Genomic DNA, 26,146 nt, shown 5'->3' on the forward strand with positions numbered 1-26,146 from the left:
CAAACAAAAGAATTTAAACGGCTAACTTACGCAAGACATATTGCAAAATTCCACCATGATGCAAATAATCTAGCTCATCTTCAGTATCAACACGGCATAATAATGGAACGGTTTTTACCGTACCATCAGAAAAAGTAATTTTCGCTACAGTCTTTTGACGAGGTTTCAAGTTATGAATCCCTTCAATTGTCACCTTTTCATCTCCCTTTAAGCCTAAAGATTTCCAACTTAGTCCCTCTTCAAAGACAAAAGGGACAATGCCCATACCAACAAGATTAGAGCGATGAATCCTTTCAAAAGACTGCACAATCACTGCTTTGACACCAAGAAGATTGGTCCCCTTGGCAGCCCAATCGCGGGATGATCCATTACCATATTCAATACCTGCAAAAACAACGAGTGGAATACCTTCTTGTTTATACGCCATTGCTGCATCGTAAATGGTTTGTTCTACCGCTGACGGATAATGAACCGTATAACCTCCTTCTCGACCATTTTCCCCTAACATGAAATTACGAATGCGAATATTGGCAAAGGTCCCACGCACCATAACTTCATGATTCCCACGACGCGTTCCATACTGATTAAAATCAGCCACTTTAACACCATGATCCATTAAATATTTTCCGGCAGGAGAAGCTGCTTTAATAGAACCAGCAGGAGAAATATGATCCGTCGTGATTTTATCACCAAATAAACCTAAAATCCGTGCATCTTTAATATCTGGTAAGATATCAGGTGTTTTCTGCATATCATCGAAATAAGGTGGATTGCGTACATAGGTGGATTGCTCATCCCAAGAATAGGTAGAACCCGTAGGAATCTGAACTTTTTGCCAATTTTCATCTCCCTTAAAAACATCTGCATACTTTTCGGCAAAAACCTTCCGCGTGACATTTTTTTCGATAAACTCCTGTATTTCTTGAGAAGTTGGCCAAATATCTCTCAAATAAATGGGGTGGCCATTTGAATCTTCACCTAGAGGCTCCTTGGTTAAATCTTTACACACCGTCCCGATGAGCGCATGTGCAACAACTAACGGTGGTGAAGCTAAATAATTCGCTTGCACATCAGGGGAAACACGCCCTTCAAAATTACGATTTCCTGAAAGAACCGCAGATGCAATTATACCATTGTCATTAATCGTTTTGGAAATAGCTGGATGCAAAGGACCAGAATTCCCAATACATGTTGTGCACCCAAATCCTACTAAGTTAAATCCTAATGCATCTAAATCTTTTTGCAGACCCGAATTTTGAAGGTAAGCTTCAACGACTTGTGAACCAGGTGCAAGAGAAGTTTTTACCCATGGTTTACTCTTAAGACCCTTTGCCACAGCATTTCGTGCCAAAAGACCCGCTGCAATAAGAACACTTGGATTCGATGTATTCGTACACGACGTAATCGCAGCGATCACCACATCACCGTGACCAAGCGTATATTCTTCACCCTCAACCTGATAACGCTTATCTTGTCCAGAAGTCTTCTTATAGTCTTCGACCAATGCCTTCTCAAAACCCTGCCCAACATTTTCCAACGCAATACGTCCTTCAGGACGTTTAGGACCAGCCATAGAAGGGACAACGGTTCCCATATCTAATTCAATTGTATCACTAAAAATGGGATGAGCCACCATTTCATCATGCCACATCCCTTGTGCTTTGGTATAAGCCTCCACTAAGGCAATCCGACTTTCATCACGCCCTGTCATATTGAGATAACGCACTGTCTCCTTATCAATTGGGAAAAAACCACACGTTGCTCCATATTCAGGTGCCATATTTCCAATCGTTGCCCGATCAGCAAGCGTCATATGCTCCAAACCAGGACCAAAAAACTCAACAAATTTACCGACAACACCCTTCCGACGTAGCATTTGGGTCACCGTTAATACGAGATCGGTGGCTGTTACACCTTCCTTAAGTTTACCTGTTAGACGAAAACCAATCACTTCAGGTAACAACATAGAAACAGGTTGGCCTAACATTGCTGCTTCTGCTTCAATACCACCAACACCCCAACCTAAAACCCCTAAACCATTTACCATAGTCGTATGCGAATCAGTTCCCACACAGGTGTCAGGATAAATCGTCTCACAGCCCTCTTCATTCTTCATCCATACACATTGTGCTAAATATTCTAAGTTAACCTGATGACAAATCCCTGTTCCTGGAGGAACAACGCGAAAATTTTGAAAGGCTTGTTGCCCCCATTTAAGGAAACGATAACGTTCACCATTGCGTTCATATTCATGCTCAACGTTTTCCTTAAAAGCCATGGAATTGCCAAAAGCATCAACAATAACTGAGTGATCAATGATGAGATCAACGGGAATGAGAGGATTGATTTTTTCAGCGTTACCGCCAAGTTTAACCATAGCATCACGCATTGCAGAAAGATCAACAACTGCTGGAACACCTGTAAAATCCTGCATAAGAACACGTGCAGGACGGTAAGCAATTTCTGCCCCAGCGCTCCCTTTGTCGTTTAACCACTTAGCAACATTGAAGATATCCTCTTTTTTAACTGTGCGACCATCTTCGAATCGCAATAAATTTTCGAGAATAACTTTCATCGAAAACGGTAAACGAGAAACACCTTCAAGTCCGTTCTTCTCCGCTTCAATCAAGCTATAATAAATATATTCTTTGCCACCAACATTTAATACTCTACGACAATTAAAGCTATCAATTTGAGTCATGACTGTCCACCCTCATACTATAACCACCCAATTTCCAGGAATGAACAACACAAACTACGAGTCAAGGTCGCAGCTTGAGCGCAGACGCAATTACCTCCGCCATCCATTTCCCCCTCCACCCTCTAGGCATAATGCGGAAATCAGCGCCAGAAACCATTTTACACCAGATATTGATGTAAGGTATCCCTTATAGAACTATTTCTAGAACTATTCTAGGTACAATTGCATAAAAAATGTGTTTTTTATTCTATAATGCAATAAAGAATATGAAAATAAAAACAAAATAGGCAATCACATGGTGTTATCAGGCAAAGATTTAGCCGCTTACAGAAACGAGGAAATTCTGTTTAAAGGTCTTTCTTTTTGTTTATTTTCACAGCAACTTATGACAATCACCGGTCCTAATGGTATCGGAAAGTCTACATTACTCCGAATCATTGTCGGTCTTCTTGAAGCTGCTGAAGGTCATATAATACTTAAAGACCATGATCAAATATACCCTGTTGCAACTGCTTGTCATTATCTTGGTCCTCAAAATGCTATGAAACCTCTCTTATCTGTCATTGATAATTTGCAATTTTGGGCAGATTTTTACGGTCAACATTTACGTTTTGCGCATGAAGCTCTTGCCGATATTGGTCTTTCTAACCTTGAACATTTACCCTTTAACGCTCTATCAACTGGACAACAAAGACGCGTAGCTATTGCTCGCCTTTTGCTCTCCTATCGTCCTCTTTGGATTTTAGATGAACCAATATCTGGGCTTGATAACCATGCCCAAAAACTCCTTGCCCGTATTTTCCAACGTCATCTCAATCAAGGTGGTATGATTATCGCTGCAACTCATAATTCCATAGGCATTCCAGAAAACCATAACATCGCTCTGGAAAAATTTTTACCTCTCTAGGAGAGAATAAAATGAAAGCACTGTTCTGGCGTGATCTTAAACTATTATTAGCGCTACAAGCCACTTCACTAACAGGATTATTGTTTTTTATCGCTGTTGTTGTCATAACCCCCTTTACCATTGGACCAGATCCCAAAATTCTTGCACAAATAGGACCAGGTATATTGTGGTTTGGAGCCCTTCTTGCAGGACTCCTCAATCTGAACAAACTTTTCCAAATCGATCGTGATGATGGTAATCTCGACCAATTTATCCTTTCAGGAAAAAGACAAAGTTTTACACTAATTGTCTTTACAAAATGTCTTGCCCATTGGGTAGGAACAATGCTTCCTCTTATTTTTGCCACACCTATTTTAGCCCTCATGCTCCATTTAGATATAACAATAACTTTTACAACAATACTTACCCTTTTATGCGGAACACCAGCTATTATTTTTATTGGTGCTATAGGCGCTGCACTCGCAACCTCATTGTTGCACAGTACTTTGCTTATTTTTATCATTATCTTGCCGTGGATCATTCCAATTATGATTTTTGGTGTTTCCGCTGCTACAGCCCCAATAAACCCAAATACCTCTTTTCTCACTTCTCTAGCTCTTCTCAGCGCTTTTTCACTTCTTTTGAGTCTCTTTAGCTCTTTTGTTGCTGCGATAACGCTTAAACTTTTATCAGAATAATAAAAGATGATTGCCGCATAGCAAAACTCTGCCTATTATGAATTTTATGAATAAACTATCTCGTACATATAAAATCAGGTTACTCCCTGCAAGTTTCACCCTTTTCATGAAAATAAGCAGAGTCGTCTTACCTTGGTTGTCCGGCATAACATTGTGTTTCCTTATCTTAGGGCTTATTCTAGTGATGCATTCCCCTGATGACTATCAACAAGGCATTACTGTTAAGATTATGTACCTTCATGTACCCTTTGCGTGGTTGTCTACATTCTGCTATGTAACGATGAGTGCAGCGGCATTAGGAAATCTGATTTGGAAATATCATCTTGCTGATGTAGCACTTAAATGTGGAGCGCCTATTGGGGCAATTTTTACCGCCTTGGCTCTCATGACAGGAGCGCTTTGGGGGCGACCTACATGGGGAACATGGTGGGTTTGGGATGCACGATTAACATCAGTTTTAATTCTGCTTTTTATCTATCTCTCCATTATCCTGCTTGGGCGTGCTTTTGACAACCAAGTAAAAGCCGCTCGCGCTACTGCAATTCTTACACTTGTTGGATTTGTTAATATCCCTGTTATTAAATTTTCCGTTAATTGGTGGAATACATTGCATCAACCAGCATCATTGTTACGTGCTGGAGGATCAACAATCGACAATGCTATGTTATGGCCCCTTATAACAATGCTCTTTTGTTTTATCTTTATGTTTATTGCTCTTTATTTGATGGCTATGCGAAATGAAATCAATAGTCATTATATCCGAATACTTCAGATTAAAAAATCCCGTCGTGTACAACAACAGGACGCTTCATCATGCTCGACCTAAATGGCATCCACGGCGGACTTTTAGGAAATCTATCTCAGAAAATTGATTTTTTCCTGAGCACCCTTAAACACGAGCAAATTGTTGTTTTAAGCTATGTGCTTTCTGCAATATCCCTCTTATGTCTTATTGGATATATTCTTTGCAAAGCCCTATACCAAAAAAAAATTCTCCAACATCTAAACAAAAAAGAGCTGTCACAAAAAGATAAAGTATAATGAAAAACATCCCTCCAAAACTTAAAAAAAATATATCTTTACCTGTTCTGCTTGTTTTTTTGGGACCATTTGTGCTTTTTCTTCTTCTCATGATGTTTTTTTTCAACTTTATGGATAAAAAACACCTTCAAGATTCTTCTCTTCTCCCAAACGCATTGGCTGAAAAACCTGCTCCCAATATTCATCTTCCTCTTCTTGATAAAGAAAGTTATCTCAATTCAAAACAGTTTAAAGGACGTGTCACATTGGTCATTTTTTGGGGCTCTTGGTGTTTGCCCTGTCGCGAAGAGCATCCTATTCTTATGCAAATTGCACAAGATAAACGTTTTGATCTGATTGGTATTAATTATAAAGATAATAAAACAAACGCCCTGCGCTTTTTAAACAGTTTTGGTAATCCTTTTAAATTTATTGGCTTTGATATTTCAGGATATACAGCCATTGATTGGGGAATATATGGCCCCCCAGAAACCTTTCTCTTGAATAAAGAGAGCATCATTATTGCCAAACATGTTGGTCCCTTAACATGGCAAATTTATCAAAAAAAAATTCTACCAAAAATTGAACAAGCGATTATGACAGAAGAAAAATAATGCAGGTGTATAAAAACATAACGTTTTATCATGCTATGTATGCTATTTTATTTATACGGCCACTTATTCTTCTTAGAAAGATTTGACAAGAGTATTATCATTGTTGATTCAAAAACATGTGTAAAGAAATATCTGTAGAACAAACCTCCAAAATATGACAAAAATTTTAAGTAGTTTTCATTTTTCTTTAGCGATTAAATATCTGTTTGGGAGCTTTATTTTTGATTATTTGGACAAAACAATATTGCTATAGAACCATCGTTAGCTTAGTGACAGCAACCAACTATTGTTTTCAAAATCATATAGTATTTTTTCTCCGCTTTTTTATCTGAAATACACATTGTTATGAGAGGACTTCACCACTATTCTCATCTTTATAAAATAATAAATCTGCTCTTTTGCAGCGTCATTTTTATATTTATTCCCATTACACTTATCTGTTCGTAATAGACTCCATAAAGTCTATATTGAATCTATAAATTCTTATTCTCTCGATAATTTCCCTTATGATTATAACTAATAAGCTTTATTGAGTCTTAATAAGATAAATTCGAGTAAGAAAATATGACTACAATCAAAAAGTCTCATTTAACAGAGAAGATAAGTTATGAGTGCATAATCAATTTATCAATGAACATTATAAAAGAATTCATTGTAAGAAATAAACTTTTGAGATGTAAAAAGTACAAAAGAAGCTTTTTCGAGAGGAGAAAATATATTTTACAGAGAACTCTTTTTTAAGCACTCTATGACGTAATTACTGATCTCAACAGAACGATCACTCGTATACATTAAAAAAACTCTAAGACAAGAAATATTCTAGAAGTTCATATGAGATTATGCGTAAACTTTTATGACGCAAATAAAATAGGCTTTTGTTGCAATCATCATTTTTTATGAAAAATATTTGATTATGTTTTTTCTTCTAAAAATTCTTGCGGTGTAAAACAATATGTTTTTGAGCAAAATTCACATGTGACTGAAATATATTTATTTTTAACCATTTTATTGCGTTCATCAATAGAAAAGCCTTCTAGGATTCCTTTAATTTTTTCGTGTGAACAAGAACATTGATCGACAAGAGAAAAAGGGTTAAAAACTCTAATACCTTGTTCATGAAAAAGACGGAACAAGAGCTGTTTACTACCGACTTGGGGATCTGTTAATTCTGAACTTTCAATCGTTGCCATGAGTATTTTAGCTTCCTGCCATTGGTTATCCAATTGGGTATGAGTTTTCGTTTCTTCTCGCTTTTGATGAGGGGCATCTATTTTATGATGAGACGATTCTTGGGGTAAAAGTTGGATCAAAATACCTCCAGCTCGCCAGCTTTTCTGCTGTTTTCCTTGTTGGTCACGATTAATTAATATAGCAACAGCCAGACGGATATCGGTAGGAATTTGTTCTGATTGATCAAAATAAATACGAGAAGCTTCTTGTAAATTTGATCCATCTAATGCAACTATCCCTTGATAGGGTTGCATATGGGGACCTTGATCAATTGTGAAAGCTAAAGTGCCTTTTCCTAAAAGTGTTTCTGAAGAGGTTTGACCATTGTCTATGGCTTGTTTAAGCTGTTCTTTATCAAAACAAGCGTATCCACGTAAACTGGAAGGAGGCAAAAAATCGCACACCAACATATTAACTGGTCCATCGGAATGAGTTTGTAAAATAAATTTTCCCGTAAGTTTTAGAGAAGTTCCAAGCAGAACCGTTAAAAGTAAAGCTTCTGCTAGAAGATAAGAAACCGGTTCAGGGTATTGATGTCTTGTGAGAATAGAATTTAAAGTTTCCCCAAGTTGTACGGTACGTCCACGGATATCAAGTTCTTCAACTTGAAAGGGAATAACACCATCATCTTCATGCAAGAAGTTGTTGTTGAGAGAAGCTTCATCTTTAGCTTGTTCACTCATAGCTTTGCCTTTTTTATATAATTTGTTGTAGGGAGGCTATTGTGGAGAGAAAAACGCATCTTGTAAACACCAAGAAAGAATTGCTTTTTGAGCATGAAGACGATTTTCAGCCTCATCGAAAACAACGGAGTGCGGTCCATCAATCACAGAATCAACCACTTCTTCACCACGATGAGCAGGAAGACAATGCATAAAAAGAGCATCAGATTTTGCTAATTTCATGAGAGATTCATTGACTTGATAAGGCTGAAAAATAGAATGACTGCGAGCACGAAATTCTTGTCCCATGGAGACCCATGTATCGGTCATAATACAATCAGCATCTTGAGCCGCTTTTTGGGGATCATGGGTTAGTGTAAGATGCGTTCCTCGTTCACGTGCCCAATGTATAAATTTCTCCTGTGGTTCACTGCCCTTTGGAGTAGCAATACGCAAATGAAAATCAAAAAGAGCTGCGGCTTCAATTAAGGAATGGAGCACATTATTACCATCCCCCATCCACGCAAATATTTTACCAGAAATAGGCCCCCGATGCTCCTCATAGGTTAAGATATCTGCTAGAATTTGGCAAGGATGTGTATCATCTGTAAGAGCATTAATGACAGGAATTTGTGCATATTGTGCCAATTCGAGCATACGTTGGTGTTTCGTTGTTCGTAATATCACTATATCCACAAAACGGGATAAAACGCGCGCCGTATCAGCTATGGTTTCACTATGACCAAGTTGCATCTCTGAACCCGTGAGCATGATTGTATCTCCGCCAAGCTGGCGCATACTGATATCGAATGAAATACGGGTTCGTGTGGATGGTTTTTCAAAAATCATCGCAAGTGTTTTACCTATAAAAGGTTTTGAATCTTTTCCTGCTTTAAAAGATGCTTTAAGGATCTTTGCATAATCGATCAGTGCACGTGCTATTGCTGGCGTTAAAATGGATAAGTCCGTGAAATGACGAAGAGCATTTGTCATGTGTGTAATATTTGTCTTTCTTTGTTTACTTGCGAAAGATAAGCTATTGCTTTTTCAATACGATGTAAACTTTCATCTATTTCTTCTTCCCTAATGATAAGAGGAGGCAATAAGCGCACAACGTTGTTGTTGGCTGCAACGCTTAAGAGATATTCATTTTCCAAAGCATTAACGACAAGATTTGAAGGTACAATACACTGAATACCCAACATAAGCCCCATCCCCTGAACTGCGCAGATAATATCAGGATAGATATTGAGAATGTGCAAAAGTCCACTTTTTAGTTTATCCCCCATACGCTGAACATGGTTGAGAAAACTTGGCTCTAACAAAACATCAAGAATACTATTTCCTACAGCCATTCCAAGAAGATTTCCTCCAAAGGTTGAGCCATGTGTCCCAAGTGTCATGCTTTTTGCAACTTTATCCGTTGCAAGGCAAGCACCTAATGGAAATCCCCCTCCTAATCCTTTTGCGAGGGTAAGAATATCAGGCGTGATATCACTCCATTCATAAGCAAAAAGCTTTCCTGTTCGTCCTATACCCGTTTGGACTTCATCTAAAATCAATAACAGACCATTATCATCGCATATTTTGCGCAAAAATCTTAAATATTCATGAGGAACCGTTCGTATTCCTCCTTCTCCTTGAATAGGTTCAATAAGAATAGCGGCGGTATTTTTATTAATAGTGTTACGCAAAGCGACTTCATCACAAAAAGGTACTTGAATAAATCCACCAGCTTTAGGTCCAAAGCCTTCAAGATATTTTTCATACCCAGTCGCAGCAAGTGCAGCAAGTGTACGTCCATGAAATGCCCCTTCAAAAGTAATTATTTCAATGCGTTCTGAATGACCAGCAGCATAGTAATAATGGCGTGCAGTTTTGAATGCGCACTCCAATGCTTCAGTACCTGAATTGCAGAAAAAAACCTTATCCGCAAAACTATTTGCACAAAGCCGCGTGGCAAAAGATGCTTGTTCAGGAGATTGAAAAATATTAGAAACATGCCAAAGTTTTTCAGCTTGTATTTTGAGCGTATCAACTAATTTTGGATGTGAATACCCTAATGCGTTAACAGCAATACCAGATGTGAAATCAAGATAATGTTCTCCTTTATCGGAAATAAGCCATACACCATGCCCTTGTTCAAAATGCAAATTTCGTCGTGCGAAGCATTCATAAAGTGGTTGTATAGAGACGACATCCATCATAATTCCCTTTATATTTTAGTCTTTTCAATATATATACAAAGCAACACTACAAATAAAACAGCATGGTATATTTCGTTACGGTGCTTTCAACATTTCATTACGATTAGTGATTACACCTATAGAATAGATCATTACACCAATTGAAAAAAAGTCAATGAGGGTTCTACAAATAAGCATTTTGGGAAAAAGCCTTAAACAAAAGTGAAAGTTTAACCTATGATTGATTTGCAAGTTGGGGAAAACATTCTAAATAAACTCTTCAAGAGGTAAAGACTCTTGTCATAGAGTGAGTGCATATTGTAATTTACAATATAATAAGCAAGATGATGTGTTTTGATTTGTAAATCCACAGGTTGGATGATTTTTTTATGCTCACGTAGAGTGTAAAGTTCTTTCATTCAGCGTAATGAAACATTATTTAAACATTTGAAGATGCAACGGGGGAGAGCATCTTAGTGACGTAATCGGAATGGAGTGCTGGTATGGGTTGGACATGTGAACGCGTTGAGCTTCTTAAAAAGCTTTGGAGTGAAGGGTTAAGTGCAAGTCAAATTGCTGCTCAATTAGGTGGGGTCAGTAGAAATGCAGTCATCGGCAAAGTACATCGATTAAAGTTACCAGGACGTGGTAAGACAGCACAAGGAAGCACGCGTGCGCAAAAAACTCCCGTGGGAAGCAGCAGTCCATCATCTCCACGTGTGCGTCGTAACACATCCACGGTATCGCCAATAAACACATCATCTGTAAGTATTGAAGAAACAGCTTTAAAGACAGAATTTGTAGTGGAAGATGTAAAAGAAGTTGATATGTCCACAAAATCCAATGTCGTTGTGCCTATATCACGTCAACTTAATCTTCTACAATTGAGTGAAAATACATGTAGATGGCCGGTTGGTGATCCATTATCAGCAGATTTTCATTTTTGTGGTGCAGATTCTGATGAAAATAGCCCCTATTGTGCCTTTCATGCTAAGCTAGCATTTCAACCAATATCTGAAAGACGTCGGATAAGAGTATAATACCCACGGTAGAATCTCATATTCTACGCCTTCTGCGCTTCGTTATTAAATTTTAATTATCGAATTATTATGAGAAAGAAATTTGATGGAGCTTTTAATGAATGAAAAAATTTCTTCATGAAACTATTCAACGAAACTGTATCTTTTGGTGCTATTGCGCAGCTGTGTGTTGTAAAGTTATATTACTGTTTATTTTCATAATTTTCTTTAATTTAGTTGTACTGCTTTTAACACTATCCATAGCGACATCTTTTGAATAAGATCGTTTCTCAATTTCTCATGTTTTTATTCTTCGTGTATTTAATAGAGTAATGCTGTGGTTTATAAAAATAATTTATTGCTTTGCAACCTGAATGAGATCCATCTATATCTCTCTCATTTTAAGTCCTATTATATTGAATCAATCAAAATCTTTCGTTTGGGCGTCACGAGCGAGATGAGAACTGTGGAGAGTTAAAAACACTTAAAGAAAAGCATGCCTCTTATAAATGCTTTCAAGTGCCAAGGACTTAAAGGGTTGTTGCAACATTGGGAGATGGCAAAGTGTATGATGATGCCAGCTTGCTCTTTTATTAAGTATAAAGATAGGGGTGCTTCATGGATTTATCGTTATACTCTTCACGAATGCCGTCGCAAAATAGGCTTGGGAGCGTTGAGAGATGTTTCTTTAAAACAAGCCTGTGAATATATGCAATTCAATGTCATTCTGTTTTGCGTGAGGGATGTGCCCCGTTAAAGAATGCGAAAAACAAAAGCGTGAAGCAATACGTAGAATGTAAAATAATATCTTTATAATTTTTTATAAAAAATTATAAAGAAGGGAATATTGTATTCAAGGCTCTTACGAAATATACAAAAACAATAAATTATAAGTATAAATAAATATAAAATCTAGAGCGACCACAATAACATCACTTTCCTTCTCCCGACACAAAACGGCGCAACCAAACATAAAGCGCACCTTCTCCGCCATGCTGACGCGCTGCTTGCTCAAACGCGTGGACATAATATCGAAAAGCTGGTGTTGATAACCAATACGGAACAAATCTATACAAAGCTCCATCGCTCCCAACGGATCGTCCTTTTCCTGTAATCACAAGGACATAACGCAATCCTCTCTGCTGAGAGGACTGTAGAAATTTTTTTAATAAAAAATAAGCTTCTTCCTGCATATAACCATGGAGATCAAGACGCGCCTCAAGAGGACAACGACCTTGGGAAATTTTACGATATGCAACATGATCAAAGAAATGAATCTTTTGTGCTTGTGTAACTGACCTCTTTTCTCTTTTAATAATTGTCGAGGATTGTTGATTTTCCTGAGACAATGAGGAGATTTGAGTTACAGGCTGTTTTTTATCGTTAATATTTGCAATAGTTTCTGAAGCAGAAGAGAGCATCTTACCGTGAAGCGGTGTTATCGTACGACAAACCATCTCCCATAAAAAACGATCTTGTGGAGCCAATAAATCTATTTTTTGTCTCCATTTACTTGAGGACATTTTAATTTCTCATAAATCATTGAATGCTTATGGAAGAAAAACAAAAAGTATTTTAATTTTCATTTTCTGTAGCAAAAAGCTTCCAGTTGGGATCTGACGATAAACTATTGCGAACAAAAGTCCAAATATCCCTGATTTCTACAATAGCATCAGGATCACCGTCTATACGCTCGCCCTGTTCATTATAAGTAACAGAAATCATCTCACTGACAATACGTATCGTTAAAAGTTCATCTTTTTCTTGTATTGCCGCCGCAACAAATTCGATCTTATTAATTCCAACAAAAGTGAATTCTATTCTTTCTTTATTTTTTTCTCGTTGCTCAATAGCCGTACAAAAGCTCTCAAAAACATCCTGACAAAGCAAGCTTTTAAGTTGATTGCGATCACCTTTGGCAAAAGCTATTACAATCATTTCATACGCAATTTGTGCACCTTTTATAAAAAGTTGAGGAGAAAAATGAGGATCAATTCTATGCAATTCCCGCAAATTTTTATTCAAAACACTCCCCTCCGGTGAAATTTTATCAATTTCACTAAAGTCGTCTTTTTGTGAATTTTTCTGATGAGGGAACGAAACAATATTATCAGCCGTTTCTGCTTCAACTTGTTTTTTAGAACGTCGTGAATAAGGATCAAAGGGTGGCTTTTCAAACCCAATTCGTTTCCCTAATACATTACGGAGTTGCACAAAAATAACAACCATAACAACAAGAGCTATGACAAGTATAACGTCAAATTCCATAGGCGCTGTCAATCTCCAAAGCTTAAGTCTCTAATAAACATTGCAGTCAATACCATTTATCAATAAATATGTAAAATAAGGAATCTTATCATTCAAATATTTTTATAGATTTTGTATTTAAACGGAGTTCTCTTAAGAATTTCTCCCCCTACTCATCCAGAAGGAAACTTTCATGTGATAAAACTTTATTCTATAAATCCTCGTTTTTTTGTTGTTATCTTTCTTTGCATTCTTTTAATCGAGATTGCTGGTTTTATCTTTGTTGGTCAAGAAATTGGTATTTTGGCAACCTTGAGTTTGGTTATTCTCACAACCATAGCTGGGGTTGTTTTATTGCGAATTCAAGGGATTAGCCTTTTAAAAAATATACAAAATGAACTTATCCAAGGACGTACATTAGAGAATAATATTATTAATGATGCTTTCATCATGTTTAGTGCAATTTTACTTATTCTTCCCGGCTTTGTCACTGATCTCTTGGGAATATTACTTCTTATTAAACCAATTCGCTCTGTTGCTTGGCATTTCTTTGCATCATTAAAAAACAAAATGAATCCCAATACTAGAAGAAAAAATAACTCTGAAAAAATAATTGATCTTAAAGCAGAAGATTACACAATTCATGATACGACAGAATCTCCATGGCGCAAAAATGATGATAACCATTGAAATGCCTAAAAAATCTGTAACAAACTAAAAAAATATTCAAGATAAAGAGCGCATTTCTTGCAACCTTTTGCAAGGCGTGATAACCAATCTGGTCTTTAGATCTAAAATAAATATACATATTATAATGAGAGAGGTTTGTCGTATGGACGAAGGTGAAATGAATAACAGTGGTGGAGAGCCGGTTTTTGCTGTATTAACTCAATATTTAAAAGATTTATCATTCGAAAACCCTGGTGCTCCTCGTTCATTGCGTGCACGTGAAAAATCACCACAAATTGATATCAATATTAACGTCAATGCTAACCCAATTGGTGATGACAATTACGATGTCGTTTTGTCTCTCTCCGTCAAAGCCAATGATGAAACTGAAACCTTGTTTCATGTAGAACTTATTTACGGTGGTGTTTTCCACCTTAAAAACATTCCACAAGAACATGTTATGCCACTGGTCTTTATTGAATGTCCCCGTCTTTTATTTCCATTTGCTCGCCAAATTATATCTGATGCTACTCAAAGTGGTGGTTTTCCACCTTTGTGGATTGATCCTATTGATTTTGCAGCACTCTTCCAAAAGCGTCTTTCTGAAGAACAAAAAGACAATCAAATACAGCCCTCTTAAAAATTTATTTTTTTTGCTATCAAAAAGCCCCTTGATATATTATTGGTATATTAGGGGCTTTTTTCCTTTAGACGACTTTTGCGGCATGATAAGCCGCAAGCATTGCAATATTGACAACATCTGTATCGCTTCCACTAAACGGTACAATTTGGACAGATTTTTCCAATCCAATTAAAATAGGACCAATGATGGTTGCTTCACCGAGTTCTTGTAACATTTTGCTTGCAATGGAAGATGCGTGATATCCAGGCATAACCAAAATGTTAGCAGGCTCCGTTAATCCCATAAATGGATATTGCTGCATCAATTTGGAATTGAGTGCCACATCAGCACTCATTTCTCCATCAAACTCAAAATCAACTTTGCGTTCATGCAAAATATTAATCGCATCCTGAATTTGCTGCGTCGTCTTCCCTTTCATATAACCAAATGTAGAAAATGCTAAAAATGCTACCCGTGGTTGATATCCAAATCCTCGCACAAATGAAGCTGCTTGTTCCGCTATATCTGCAAGTTCTTCAGCATTAGGATTTTCATAAACGGCTGTATCCGTAATAAACACAATTCGTCCACGGCAAATAGCCATTGAAATACCAATCAATCGTTCTTTTGGTTTTTCATCGATTGCACGACGTATATCGATCAACGCTGTTTCATAATTGCGTGTCACCCCTGTAACCATTGCATCAGCATCTCCTAGTGCCACCATACACGCAGCAAAATAATTGCGATCATTATTGATACGACGATGACAATCACGCAACAGCCAACCTTGACGCTGCATTTTTTTATAAAGATAATTCGCATAAGCATCTGTACGGCAAGAAAGCTTAGCATTCATAATAGAAATACCTTCACGCTCCAGATCAATTCCAGCGATAACAGCCGCTTCTCTTACTTGCTCTTCACGACCAACCAAAATCGCTTGTCCCAATTTTTGATGAACATAGGAAACGGCTGCCCGCATAACTTGCTCTTCTTCACCTTCTGCAAAGACAATTTGTTTTGGCGCTTGACGAACATGGTTATAAACCCCACGCATCATCGAGGAAGTAGGATCACGTCTCGCATTCAAATCGCGCTCATAGGCCTCTAAATCATCTATGTTCTTTTGCGCAACACCGCTTTCCATTGCTGCTTTTGCTACCGCTATTGAAACAACCGTAAATAAACGCGGATCAAAAGGAACAGGGATGATATAGTTAGGACCAAACTTTAATCGCTTTCCATGATAAGCTTCTGCAACGCTGTCAGGCACTTCTTCATGCGCTAAATTAGCAAGAGCCTTTGCCGCAGCAATCTTCATGTCTTCATTAATAACTCTTGCACGCACATCAAGCGCACCACGAAATATATAAGGAAAACAAAGAACATTATTAATCTGATTTGGATAATCGGAACGTCCTGTTGCGACAATGGCATCATGACGCACTTGCATAACCTCTTCCGGCGTAATTTCTGGATCGGGATTAGCCATAGCAAAAATGATCGGCTGGGGTGCCATGGATCTTACCATTTCAGGAGTAAGAGCACCTTTAGCAGAAACCCCAAAAAATATATCTGCACCTTCCATTGCTTCCATAAGCGTACGTTTATCTGTTTGAATAGCATGCGCAGATTTCCACTGATTCATTCCCTCTTTGCGGCCTTCATAGACCACACCCTTTGTGTCACATAATATGATATTTTCGGAACGAAAGCCCATCGCTTTAATCAATTCAATACAAGCAATCCCTGCAGAACCAGCACCATTACAGACTAACCGCGTATTTTGCATATCGCGCCCTGTTAAAGTCAAAGCATTGAGAACACCCGCAGCAACAATAATCGCTGTACCGTGTTGATCATCGTGAAAAACAGGTATATTCATCACCTCGCGTAGGCGGCTTTCAATCATAAAGCACTCTGGCGCCTTAATGTCTTCAAGATTAATTCCACCAAAAGAAGGTTCTAAATGGCGCACCAAATTGATAAAATTTTCTGTATCGTTTATATCAATTTCTAAATCAATGGAATCAATATCCGCAAAACGCTTAAACAACACTGCTTTGCCTTCCATGACCGGCTTAGAGGCAAGTGCCCCTAAGTTGCCTAACCCTAAAATAGCGGTTCCATTTGAAATAACAGCAACAAGATTACCTTTTGCTGTATAATCATAAGCTAGCGCTGGATTTTGAGCAATTGCCTTAACTGGAACTGCAACACCTGGTGAATAAGCAAGTGCTAAATCATGCTGTGTTGCCATAGACTTTGTTGCAATAATCTCAAGCTTTCCTGGTCGACCACGACTATGAAAATCTAGAGCTTCTCTTTCGCTCGCACTGTAAACAGTTTGAGACATTTTCTGATCCTGCTCGCTCTTTTTCATCTCACTTTATTTTCTCCAAAAACAGTGTAAATTTTGCTTGATAATGCGTATAGTCATTAAATTTGATTCATATATTAGAAATCGCTATTCTTGCCTTAGCAAATCTGATGATGCGTTGCAATTTAGAGATAAATAGATATTGAAGTAAACAAAAAAGAGTAAAAACTTCACTTAAAGGAAACAGGCCTCGTACAAATGGATAAAAAAAACAATCATAAAAATAATTTAATTCCACAGCCTGCCTCCCCATCTGCTTCCTCTCAAGAACGTCTTACACCTATGATGGAGCAGTACATAGAAATCAAAGCCGTCCATCATGATTCCCTTCTCTTTTACCGAATGGGGGATTTTTATGAATTATTTTTTAATGATGCGATTGAAGCTGCTCAGGCTTTAGGAATCACACTCACAGCACGCGGAAAACATTTAGGACAAGATATTCCTATGTGCGGTGTTCCCGTTCATGCAGCAGATGATTATTTACAAAAACTGATTGCTTGTGGTTACCGAGTTGCTGTTTGTGAACAAATAGAAGATCCTGCTGAAGCAAAAAAACGTGGCTCAAAATCTGTTGTTCGGCGTGATGTTGTTCGCCTTGTAACCCCTGGAACGATAACAGAAGAAAAACTCCTTGATCCAACACGCGCAAATTATTTTATGACACTTTCCCGTATAAAAACTAGCGATGGAGAGGAATTTGCTCTTTCTTGGATTGATATCTCAACAGGCATATTTCGTGTAACAGAGAGCCGCCAAGAAAAACTTTTAGCAGATATTATGCGTGTGGATCCACAAGAAATCATTGTTTCTGATTCATTTTTTCATGATAAATCTCACAAGTCACTTTTTAGTGTTCTTGATCGTATCGTTTCACCTCAACCTGCTTGTCTCTTTGATGCACTCACCGCTGAACGCGATATTTGCAATTATTTTAAACTCTCAACTCTTGAAGGCGTTGCCGATTATTCACGCTGTGAACTCTCTGCAATTGTAGCTGCTATTCGTTATATCGAAAAAACACAAATCACGCATCGCCCTCCCCTCATGCAGCCTGAGCGCCAAAATGAAAGTGCAACTCTTTTTATTGATGCTGCAACCAGACTAAGCCTTGAACTTATTCGAACGACATCAGGTCAACGGGATGGAAGTTTATTAAAAGCTATTGATCGCACTGTAACAGGAGGAGGATCACGCCTTCTTATTGACCGCCTTATTGCTCCCCTCACAACTCCTTCAGCTATTGATACGCGTTTGGATTCTATCGATTTTTTTCTACATAATCCTTCTCTTGCGGAAGCGATAAAACTTATTTTAAAGGGGGGACCAGATATGCCCCGCGCCGTTTCACGTTTGGCTCTTGGACGAGGAGGTCCCCGTGATATGGCGACAATCCAGCGCGGCTTTGAAATCATTCGTGAATTGCATCAACTTCTTAATAATGAGCTTCTGCCTCAAGAAATAAGTGATGTACAACAGGTGTTCTCAAACTTACCCACAGCGTTGTACTTTCATTTAGAACAAACATTAGCTGATGATCTCCCACTCCTTAAACGTGATGGTGGTTTTATTCGTTCAAATTATCATAAAGAGCTCGATGAAATGCGTGCTTTACGTGATGAATCGCGCCGTGTCATTGCTGAACTTCAAGCGCAATATGCCCAAGAAACAGATATTAAGACTCTTAAAATAAAGCATAATAATATTCTAGGTTATTTCATTGAAGTAACCAGTACACAAGCATCTGCCCTTACAAATAATCCACAAGCTAAAGCACGTTTTATTCATCGGCAAACAATGGCAAACGCTATGCGTTTTACGACAACAGAGCTTGCTGACCTTGAAAGCCGTATTGCCCATGCTGCCAATCACGCATTGACACTTGAACTAGAGATTTTTGATATTCTCGTTCAGGAAATTACCGAACAAGTTGATTTTATTCGTAAAGCCTCTGAAGCACTTGCTATTTTAGATGTCTCTGTCGCCTTAGCATATCTTGCTGAAGAACAAGGCTATTGCCGCCCTAAAATTGATCTTTCACTTACCTTTCATATCACAGCAGGACGCCATCCTGTCGTCGAGCAAGCACTCCGCAAACAAGCAGCAGAACCTTTTATTGCCAATAATTGTGATCTCTCTGTGCAAGAAAATCAGCAATATGCAGCAATCTGGCTGTTGACAGGGCCTAATATGGGAGGAAAATCAACTTTTTTGCGGCAAAATGCTCTCATTGCTATTATGGCGCAAATGGGGTCCTTCGTTCCAGCGACTTCAGCACATATTGGTGTCGTTGATCGCCTGTTTAGTCGTGTCGGGGCTTCCGATGATCTTGCACGGGGGCGCTCAACCTTTATGATGGAAATGGTTGAAACAGCAACGATTCTCAATCATGCTAGCCACCATTCCCTTGTTATTCTTGATGAAATAGGGCGTGGGACATCAACTTTTGATGGACTTTCTATTGCTTGGGCTGCCGTTGAATATCTCCATGAGGTTAACCATTGTCGTGCTATTCTCGCTACCCATTTTCATGAAATGACCGCACTTACCGAAAAACTTGACAGACTGCATAATGTAACCATGAAAGTCAAAAATTGGGATGGTGATGTAGTTTTTCTTCATGAGGTCACACCAGGAGCTGCTGACCGTTCCTATGGTGTACAAGTCGCAAAGCTTGCTGGACTTCCCCCAGCCGTTATTACACGAGCAACAGATGTACTCCATCAATTAGAACAAGGTGAAATGGCTGGAAAAGGACATAAACTCATTGATGATTTACCACTCTTTTCTCTTAAAGCAACATCTCCCGTCAATGAAGCAAGAAACAAACATTGTGTACTTCACGAAGCTTTAAAAAATATCCATCCCGATGAACTCTCTCCTAAACAAGCTTTAGAAACAATTTACCACCTCAAACAGCTTGAAAAGAGAAACCCTTTATAGAAAACAGATGTTATTTTTTATTAAAAAACCTTCTTAATAGGAGATAAAGAACCCTTTTTGATGTACCACAGCACAAACAGTTATTTACCGTATTCCCATCGCTTTTCTACATAATATATTTTGATAAGTGTAATTGCCTATAGAAGCAAAATCCTATGCATTATATTTCATATTTCCTTAGATCAACATTGGCCCGTATACAAAAAATTGGTCAATATCGACTATTTTTACAAGATAGTCGTTTTTTGCAAAGATTGTCATGAAATCTCCTCCACCTTGCAAATACGCAACATTTAATGAATTATGCTTTTTCACAATCAATATTATTGTTATCATAGCAACAGTTTTAGTTTAAAGCTGTCGGTGTTGGGATGCCTCCCCATTTTTCATAATAAATTCATGGATAATGGATCTCGCATTTTCTTCACATTTTAAGTTATGCTTCACATTTTAAGTTATAAAGAGCTCTTTTACTGTTTTCATATGAAACATATAATCAGATATATCACAGCAGTACTTTATTTTCATAAACATCTTTGAACTCCTTCCCGCACCTCAAAGGATAAGGATTTTCATTCGAATCAAGTCTGCAAACAGTCCAGATTCTAAGGGATTTACCTTGACTTCCTAGTCATGTAATTCACTTAAACTCAAAGTTTGATAAACAAGTCTAAGAATATTCACCACACACTAAATATATTAAGTAGGATGCCGTATATCACAGCTCTAAATGACAGTGTTTTTACGGTACAACAAGATAATGCCACCAGTACAATAAATATCTTTCATAAATATAAGAACAGGAAATCGTAATTTCGTATAAAATTGAAATATGATATGAAACGTAATCATACCATATCTATCTTTATCTGTCTTACATAGCTGCTAAAATAAGCAATCCGCAGCAGCTTTTAGTTGTATTGATAGCTTTTTAATCATACTGATCATGACTCGAAATATTCTGATAAGCTCATAAAATAATTAGCTTAGAATATCGTGTAAAAGATGCAAAAAATCAGAATACTATCTCTCTTTTATAAGACGCGTCATTCATCTCATCAAATATTACGTACTGCACCCTTTGCAGCAGATGTGGTCATCGCTGCATAGGCTTTGAGAGCCTTTGAAACTTTACGCTGACGCTTCTCTATCGGTTGCCAAGCACCTTTTCCTTTTGCTTCCATCTTAGCACGGCGCTGCTTCATCTCAACGTCATCCACCAACATATGAATTTTACGATTTGGAATATCAATTTCTATGATATCCCCCTCCTCCACCAACGCAATTTCTCCTCCTTCAGCAGCTTCTGGTGAAATATGTCCTATCGAGAGCCCTGAACTTCCCCCTGAAAAACGTCCATCCGTAACAAGTGCACAAACCTTGCCCAATCCTTTAGATTTGAGATAACTTGTTGGATAAAGCATTTCTTGCATTCCAGGTCCACCACGTGGACCTTCATAACGGATTAAAACAATTTCACCTATTTTAATCTTATCAGTTAATATAGCTGAAACAGCTGAATCTTGGCTTTCAAAAATTCTTGCCGGACCTTTAAAAGTTAAAATTGATTGATCAACGCCTGCTGTTTTTACAATGCAGCCATCTTTTGCAAGATTTCCATAAAGAACTGCCAATCCTCCATCTTGTGAATATGCATGTTCCCTATTGCGAATCACACCTTTTTCACGATCAAGATCAAGGCTCTCATAGCGACAAGATTGGCTAAAAGCTGTCTGTGTTGGAATGCCACCAGGAGCAGCACGATAAAATGTACGAACTGTTGGTTCATTAGTTTGTTTCACATCCCAACGGTAAAGAGCTTCTTTCATTGTTTTTGCGTGAACCGTATAAGTTGACGTATCAATGAGTCCCGCCGCATCCAGTTCACCTAAAAGCCCCATAATACCACCAGCGCGATGAACATCTTCCATATGTACATTCGCGACAGCAGGAGCAACCTTACATAAAACAGGAACACGACGTGAAAGATGATCAATATCCGTCATGGTAAAATCCACCTCACCTTCTTGCGCCGCGGCTAAAAGATGCAGTACTGTATTGGTTGATCCCCCCATAGCAATATCAACGGTCATTGCATTTTCAAAAGCCTTGCGTGAAGCAATAGAGCGCGGCAAGACTGTTTCATCATCTTTTTCATAATAACGTTTAACCAATGCAACAATTTGTTTTCCAGCTTCTTCAAAAAGCATTCGTCGATCTGCATGTGTTGCTAACATTGATCCATTTCCGGGAAGAGAAAGCCCCAATGCTTCCGTTAAGCAATTCATAGAATTGGCCGTAAACATTCCTGAACAAGAACCACATGTAGGACAAGCAGCACGCTCCATTTCAGCCACTTCTTCTTCTGAATTTTGTTCTGAAGCTGCTGCAACCATGGCATCGACCAAATCAACCGTTAGATCTTGATCCTTCCATTTAATCTTACCTGCTTCCATAGGACCGCCTGAAACAAAGATTGTCGGAATATTCAACCGTAAAGCAGCCATTAACATACCAGGCGTAATTTTGTCACAATTAGAAATACAGACAAGTGCATCTGCACAATGTGCATTAACCATATACTCTACAGAATCAGCAATGATTTCACGTGAGGGCAACGAATAGAGCATTCCATCGTGCCCCATTGCAATTCCATCATCTACAGCAATGGTATTAAATTCTTTCGCAACACCACCGGCAACTGCTATCTGTTGCGCGACTAATTGCCCAAGATCTTTTAAATGGACATGCCCTGGTACAAATTGTGTAAAAGAATTCGCAATCGCAATAATGGGTTTACCAAAATCAGTATCTTTCATCCCTGTTGCACGCCAAAGTCCGCGGGCTCCTGCCATATTACGCCCGTGGGTTGATATTCTTGAACGGTAAGAAGGCATTATTTTTTTCCCCTCAAATAATTCCATTTTGCTTTTTGTGCTGTAACTTCATTATAAAAACAAGAGCTTTAATATTCAAAAGAGAAAAATACCTTGTACTGCGGCATTTGAAGCACAAAATTAAAAGCTCTGCATAAACTTTTTCATAAAGCCTTTGTTTTTTATTACCTGTTAATCAACATCTAATCCTTGTGCAAGTCCACGTTTGAGACAAATATCAAAACGCTTCAGTGTGACATGAACAGTTCCAGATTTTTGTATGCCAGATTTGGTTAGTATATTGCATCTATCTGTTTGCGTAATCTCTGGAATTGGAAAGAATATAAAGAAATCGTGGTAAAAATCTATTATCTCCTTACAATTCAGCTTTACACCTTTCAAACGCATTCATAAAAATATCTTTTAAATAATGATGACGCATTATCTCATGCTTTTGTTTTTACACTCTTCAATAGAGCTACTCCCCTCAGGAAGAACAAAACACACCAAACAAAATACACTTGTATAGCCTTTATGTACTCATTTTAAAGAGACATCTTTCAATGCACTCGAGCCCATTTCACGATAGCGCCTATGAATGGTATAACAGCCCCCGTGAATAATATAAATCTATAAGGGACATCTTCACACTTATGAAGAAGATAACTGACACCATCATACATTTTTCTCATCCCCAATATTGCGAACATCCTTGGTAATTAAGACAATTAACAAGAGATATTTTTATTCCTTCCTTCAAGCGTTTTTATCTACACGGCTTTCCCTGCGTGTGACATACAAGCAAGTGACTTTAATTGTTTTAATACAAGAGGATCTAAAATGAGAGAACCTTATGATATTCGGGACTCTCATTCCAGTTGTAAAAAATTAATTATGAATATAAACCAATACTTATCTCATTATAACTCACATTACACCCTTTACGAAAAAACAGATAGAATTCACAAAGAGTACAGCGTTTTCTCGTAAGGTAATCTAGTGCAGAGTTACAATTTGTAGTTCATGCTCATTGGCTCCAGCAAGAGCGATAGAACGCTCATCGGATAAAATGATAGGATAACCTGTTTCACCAAAGAGAGCCCATATCGTAATGCCTGGGGTCATCGGTGGAAGATCTGGAAAGTTTTTAGCCAGATCATCTGTACAAACTTTTTTTAAATAGGCAATCTGTCCCGCATCAGAGTAGGATGTGTTCTGAAACGACAAGTTTTGTTTGTGTTCTCCCATTTCACTGTTCCTTTACGCCTTAACTTTTATGACTCACCACTACTGACTTTAATTGGAATCTGTTTTATTTCTTTTTTTAATTTTGGTTGATACAGATTAATTGATAAAAGACCATTTTTCAACTCTGCATTTGTAACATGCATCCCTTCCGCGAGAACAAAGGTTCGCTGGAATTGTCGCGCAGCTATACCGCGATATAAATATTGATGATTTTGGTTGTCTGTTTGTTTACCATGAATAACCAATTGATTATCATCGAGTAAAATATTAAGATGGTTAATCTTAAATCCAGCAACAGCCAAAGTTATCCGGATATGATTTGCATCATCACTTTTATGCAAACGTTCAATATTATAGGCTGGGTAAGCCTCATCAGCTTTACCGATACGTTGCAATATTTTTTCTACGGTTTCAAACCCTAAAAGAAAAGGATTGGAGAAAGGCGTCACATGTGTCATTCATGAGTATCCTCTTTAAAACGGCTTTACTTGACCAAACTCTATAAAAGTGTTCGCTGCACTCCTCTCATATGGCGAGCGTGAATGATAACTTCAAGAGAGAAGATTTAAGAGAGTTCAATGCCTCAAAGTAACATAAAATTATCAAAGGTGCGAAATTTATCTAGTATATTGTATAATAAAGATGAAATTGCGGAAATATTTCGCCGTTTTTCTGTGCAACGCCCAACACCTAAGAGTGATCTTAACTATATAAATACTTTTACACTTTTAGTTGCCGTTGTGCTTTCGGCTCAAGCGACAGATGTAAGCGTTAATAAAGCGACAAAAGAATTATTTTGCCTTGCTGATCAACCGGAAAAAATGGTTGCATTAGGGGAAGAAGAAATAGCAAATCATATCCGTTCAATTGGCCTTTGGCGTGCAAAAGCACGTAATGTTTATGCGCTTTGCAACTGTTTAATTGATTATTATGGCGGTCAAGTACCCGATACGCGTGAAGCACTCATGGCCCTTCCTGGAGTGGGGCGCAAAACGGCTAATGTGGTCTTGAATGTTGCTTTTGGTCAGCCTACATTGGCAGTAGATACACATATTTTTCGCTTAAGCAATCGTCTTGGTTTGGCGCCTGGCAAAACACCAGAAATTGTTGAGAAAAAATTATTAAAGATTATACCGGTTCATTATATTCGCCATGCGCATCATTGGCTAATTTTACATGGTCGCTATATTTGTCAAGCCCGTAAACCACAATGTACGCAATGCATTATTGCCGATTTATGTAAAGCAGCCATCAAAACAAATGCAATTCCAGCACCTTTGGTTGAGCTTCAAGGCAATGGAGCGCCGATTTTTTTGTAATACGGTCTTGCTATTTTGTGTATACTAGCTTATGAAAACGTCTTTAAGAGCCGCCCGGCAGGGCATGCCGTGGCTGTTTAAGTGCTTGTTCAAGCGTTGGTCCGCTTGAGTGAATAAAATGTTTGATTGAATAAATTAATGTACGGAGTAGCAAAATGCCCAAGATGAAGACCAAATCATCCGCTAAAAAGCGGTTTAAAATCACTGCGTCAGGCAAAATTAAAGTAGCAGCTGCCGGTAAGCGCCACGGCATGATTAAGCGTTCGAATAAATTTATTCGCGATGCACGTGGAACAATGGTTTTGTGTGAACAAGATGCTAAAAAAGTCATTCAGCATTATTTGCCGAATGGTATTTAAACCTTACGCTTTTGATTTTGAGGAGATTATAATATGGCTCGTGTGAAAAGAGGTGTGACAGCACACGCTAAGCACAAAAAAGTTCTTAAACAGGCTGAAGGTTTTTACGGTCGTCGTAAAAATACCATTCGTGCAGCTAAAGCAGCGGTTGATCGTTCAAAGCAATACGCTTATCGTGATCGCAAAAATAGGAAACGTACTTTCCGTGCTTTGTGGATTCAGAGAATTAATGCGGCTGTTCGCGCAGAAGGTTTAACTTATGGACGTTTTATTGATGGCTTATCAAAAGCCGGTATTGAGGTTGATCGTAAGGTTCTTTCAGATATAGCAATCCATGAGGCAGAAGCATTTTCTGCTTTAGTAGCTTCGGCAAAAAAAGCTTTAGAATATTTAAAAGATACGACACCTAATGCTTTCGAAGGCGCTGTCAAATAAGCCAGTCGTGTTCTCTTAAAGCATTCATT

21 protein-coding genes and 2 pseudogenes are annotated in these 26,146 nt (G+C 38.1%); 13 read left to right on the forward strand and 10 right to left on the reverse strand.

What is annotated here, in order from left to right:
- Nucleotides 1-13: 13 nt before the first annotated feature.
- The gene (gene acnA / locus ACFINO_RS00205) at nucleotides 14-2,701 is read right to left on the reverse strand and encodes an aconitate hydratase AcnA (protein WP_375636339.1); all 2,688 of its coding nucleotides are present in this window, start codon (nucleotides 2,699-2,701) and stop codon (nucleotides 14-16) included.
- Between the two features lie 295 nt (nucleotides 2,702-2,996).
- Here acnA and ccmA point away from each other — a divergent pair, with 295 nt between their 5' ends.
- From ccmA to ACFINO_RS00230, 5 genes and pseudogenes are all read left to right on the forward strand, one after another.
- Nucleotides 2,997-3,608, forward strand: a complete 612-nt coding sequence (gene ccmA / locus ACFINO_RS00210) for a heme ABC exporter ATP-binding protein CcmA (RefSeq protein WP_375617535.1) — start codon at nucleotides 2,997-2,999, stop codon at nucleotides 3,606-3,608.
- Between the two features lie 11 nt (nucleotides 3,609-3,619).
- The gene (gene ccmB, locus ACFINO_RS00215) at nucleotides 3,620-4,285 is read left to right on the forward strand and encodes a heme exporter protein CcmB (RefSeq protein ID WP_375617534.1); all 666 of its coding nucleotides are present in this window, start codon (nucleotides 3,620-3,622) and stop codon (nucleotides 4,283-4,285) included.
- Between the two features lie 46 nt (nucleotides 4,286-4,331).
- Nucleotides 4,332-5,111, forward strand: a complete 780-nt coding sequence (locus tag ACFINO_RS00220; protein ID WP_375654731.1) for a heme ABC transporter permease — start codon at nucleotides 4,332-4,334, stop codon at nucleotides 5,109-5,111.
- Nucleotides 5,099-5,351: pseudogene (locus ACFINO_RS00225) on the forward strand (hypothetical protein). Before ACFINO_RS00220 ends, ACFINO_RS00225 begins: the two are co-directional and overlap by 13 nt.
- A complete protein-coding gene (locus ACFINO_RS00230; RefSeq protein ID WP_375654733.1) occupies nucleotides 5,326-5,919 on the forward strand; it encodes a DsbE family thiol:disulfide interchange protein in 594 nt (197 codons plus the stop codon). The pseudogene ACFINO_RS00225 and the gene ACFINO_RS00230 overlap by 26 nt, the downstream one beginning before the upstream one ends.
- 911 nt (nucleotides 5,920-6,830) lie before the next feature.
- Here ACFINO_RS00230 and ACFINO_RS00235 read toward each other — a convergent pair.
- From ACFINO_RS00235 to ACFINO_RS00245, 3 genes are read right to left on the reverse strand one after another with little or no spacing between them, the layout of a single operon-like run.
- Nucleotides 6,831-7,832, reverse strand: coding sequence for an Hsp33 family molecular chaperone (locus ACFINO_RS00235; protein WP_375617532.1), 1,002 nt, complete (start codon nucleotides 7,830-7,832; stop codon nucleotides 6,831-6,833).
- A gap of 36 nt (nucleotides 7,833-7,868) precedes the next feature.
- Complete coding sequence (gene argF / locus ACFINO_RS00240) at nucleotides 7,869-8,804, reverse strand: ornithine carbamoyltransferase (RefSeq protein WP_375654735.1); 936 nt, start codon at nucleotides 8,802-8,804, stop codon at nucleotides 7,869-7,871.
- Complete coding sequence (locus ACFINO_RS00245) at nucleotides 8,801-10,015, reverse strand: aspartate aminotransferase family protein (protein ID WP_375654869.1); 1,215 nt, start codon at nucleotides 10,013-10,015, stop codon at nucleotides 8,801-8,803. Before ACFINO_RS00245 ends, argF begins: the two co-directional genes overlap by 4 nt.
- 485 nt (nucleotides 10,016-10,500) lie before the next feature.
- Here ACFINO_RS00245 and ACFINO_RS00250 point away from each other — a divergent pair, with 485 nt between their 5' ends.
- On the forward strand, nucleotides 10,501-11,037 hold the full coding sequence (locus tag ACFINO_RS00250) for a GcrA family cell cycle regulator (RefSeq protein ID WP_375617530.1): 537 nt from the start codon (nucleotides 10,501-10,503) through the stop codon (nucleotides 11,035-11,037).
- Between the two features lie 528 nt (nucleotides 11,038-11,565).
- A pseudogene (locus ACFINO_RS00255) lies at nucleotides 11,566-11,813 on the forward strand (Arm DNA-binding domain-containing protein); the annotation flags it as partial.
- A gap of 135 nt (nucleotides 11,814-11,948) precedes the next feature.
- On the opposite strand, the gene ACFINO_RS00260 reads toward ACFINO_RS00255, so the two are convergent.
- A complete protein-coding gene (locus ACFINO_RS00260; RefSeq protein ID WP_375617529.1) occupies nucleotides 11,949-12,539 on the reverse strand; it encodes a Smr/MutS family protein in 591 nt (196 codons plus the stop codon).
- Nucleotides 12,540-12,591: 52 nt separating this feature from the next.
- The gene (locus tag ACFINO_RS00265; RefSeq protein WP_375617567.1) at nucleotides 12,592-13,284 is read right to left on the reverse strand and encodes a Tim44/TimA family putative adaptor protein; all 693 of its coding nucleotides are present in this window, start codon (nucleotides 13,282-13,284) and stop codon (nucleotides 12,592-12,594) included.
- A 174-nt stretch (nucleotides 13,285-13,458) separates the two neighbouring features.
- On the opposite strand from ACFINO_RS00265, the gene ACFINO_RS00270 reads away from it, so the two are divergent.
- Nucleotides 13,459-13,953, forward strand: coding sequence for an FxsA family protein (locus ACFINO_RS00270; RefSeq protein WP_375633695.1), 495 nt, complete (start codon nucleotides 13,459-13,461; stop codon nucleotides 13,951-13,953).
- A gap of 142 nt (nucleotides 13,954-14,095) precedes the next feature.
- Nucleotides 14,096-14,572: a protein-export chaperone SecB gene (secB, locus tag ACFINO_RS00275; protein WP_375654737.1), complete on the forward strand. Its 477-nt coding sequence runs from the start codon at nucleotides 14,096-14,098 to the stop codon at nucleotides 14,570-14,572.
- A gap of 67 nt (nucleotides 14,573-14,639) precedes the next feature.
- On the opposite strand, the gene ACFINO_RS00280 is transcribed toward secB, so the two are convergent.
- Nucleotides 14,640-16,940, reverse strand: a complete 2,301-nt coding sequence (locus ACFINO_RS00280) for an NADP-dependent malic enzyme (RefSeq protein WP_375654739.1) — start codon at nucleotides 16,938-16,940, stop codon at nucleotides 14,640-14,642.
- Nucleotides 16,941-17,135: 195 nt separating this feature from the next.
- Here ACFINO_RS00280 and mutS point away from each other — a divergent pair, with 195 nt between their 5' ends.
- Nucleotides 17,136-19,880: a DNA mismatch repair protein MutS gene (gene mutS / locus ACFINO_RS00285; protein ID WP_375654741.1), complete on the forward strand. Its 2,745-nt coding sequence runs from the start codon at nucleotides 17,136-17,138 to the stop codon at nucleotides 19,878-19,880.
- Nucleotides 19,881-20,938: 1,058 nt separating this feature from the next.
- On the opposite strand, the gene ilvD is transcribed toward mutS, so the two are convergent.
- The 3 genes from ilvD to ACFINO_RS00300 all read right to left on the reverse strand — a co-directional run bounded on the left by ilvD (nucleotide 20,939) and on the right by ACFINO_RS00300 (nucleotide 24,462).
- On the reverse strand, nucleotides 20,939-22,777 hold the full coding sequence (ilvD, locus tag ACFINO_RS00290) for a dihydroxy-acid dehydratase (RefSeq protein WP_375633691.1): 1,839 nt from the start codon (nucleotides 22,775-22,777) through the stop codon (nucleotides 20,939-20,941).
- Nucleotides 22,778-23,752: 975 nt separating this feature from the next.
- The gene (locus tag ACFINO_RS00295) at nucleotides 23,753-24,004 is read right to left on the reverse strand and encodes a DUF1150 domain-containing protein (protein ID WP_012754519.1); all 252 of its coding nucleotides are present in this window, start codon (nucleotides 24,002-24,004) and stop codon (nucleotides 23,753-23,755) included.
- 26 nt (nucleotides 24,005-24,030) lie between these two features.
- A complete protein-coding gene (locus ACFINO_RS00300) occupies nucleotides 24,031-24,462 on the reverse strand; it encodes an Hsp20 family protein (RefSeq protein WP_375612819.1) in 432 nt (143 codons plus the stop codon).
- A 120-nt stretch (nucleotides 24,463-24,582) separates the two neighbouring features.
- Here ACFINO_RS00300 and nth point away from each other — a divergent pair, with 120 nt between their 5' ends.
- From nth to rplT, 3 genes are all read left to right on the forward strand, one after another.
- Complete coding sequence (gene nth, locus ACFINO_RS00305) at nucleotides 24,583-25,323, forward strand: endonuclease III (RefSeq protein WP_375612818.1); 741 nt, start codon at nucleotides 24,583-24,585, stop codon at nucleotides 25,321-25,323.
- Nucleotides 25,324-25,478: 155 nt separating this feature from the next.
- Nucleotides 25,479-25,682: a 50S ribosomal protein L35 gene (rpmI, locus tag ACFINO_RS00310; RefSeq protein WP_183193590.1), complete on the forward strand. Its 204-nt coding sequence runs from the start codon at nucleotides 25,479-25,481 to the stop codon at nucleotides 25,680-25,682.
- A 33-nt stretch (nucleotides 25,683-25,715) separates the two neighbouring features.
- Entirely contained in the window at nucleotides 25,716-26,117 is a 402-nt protein-coding gene (gene rplT / locus ACFINO_RS00315; RefSeq protein ID WP_012754515.1) for a 50S ribosomal protein L20, read from the forward strand.
- Nucleotides 26,118-26,146: the final 29 nt, after the last annotated feature.

Source organism: Bartonella sp. AA83SXKL (assembly GCF_042196965.1).
Lineage (GTDB): Bacteria > Pseudomonadota > Alphaproteobacteria > Rhizobiales > Rhizobiaceae > Bartonella.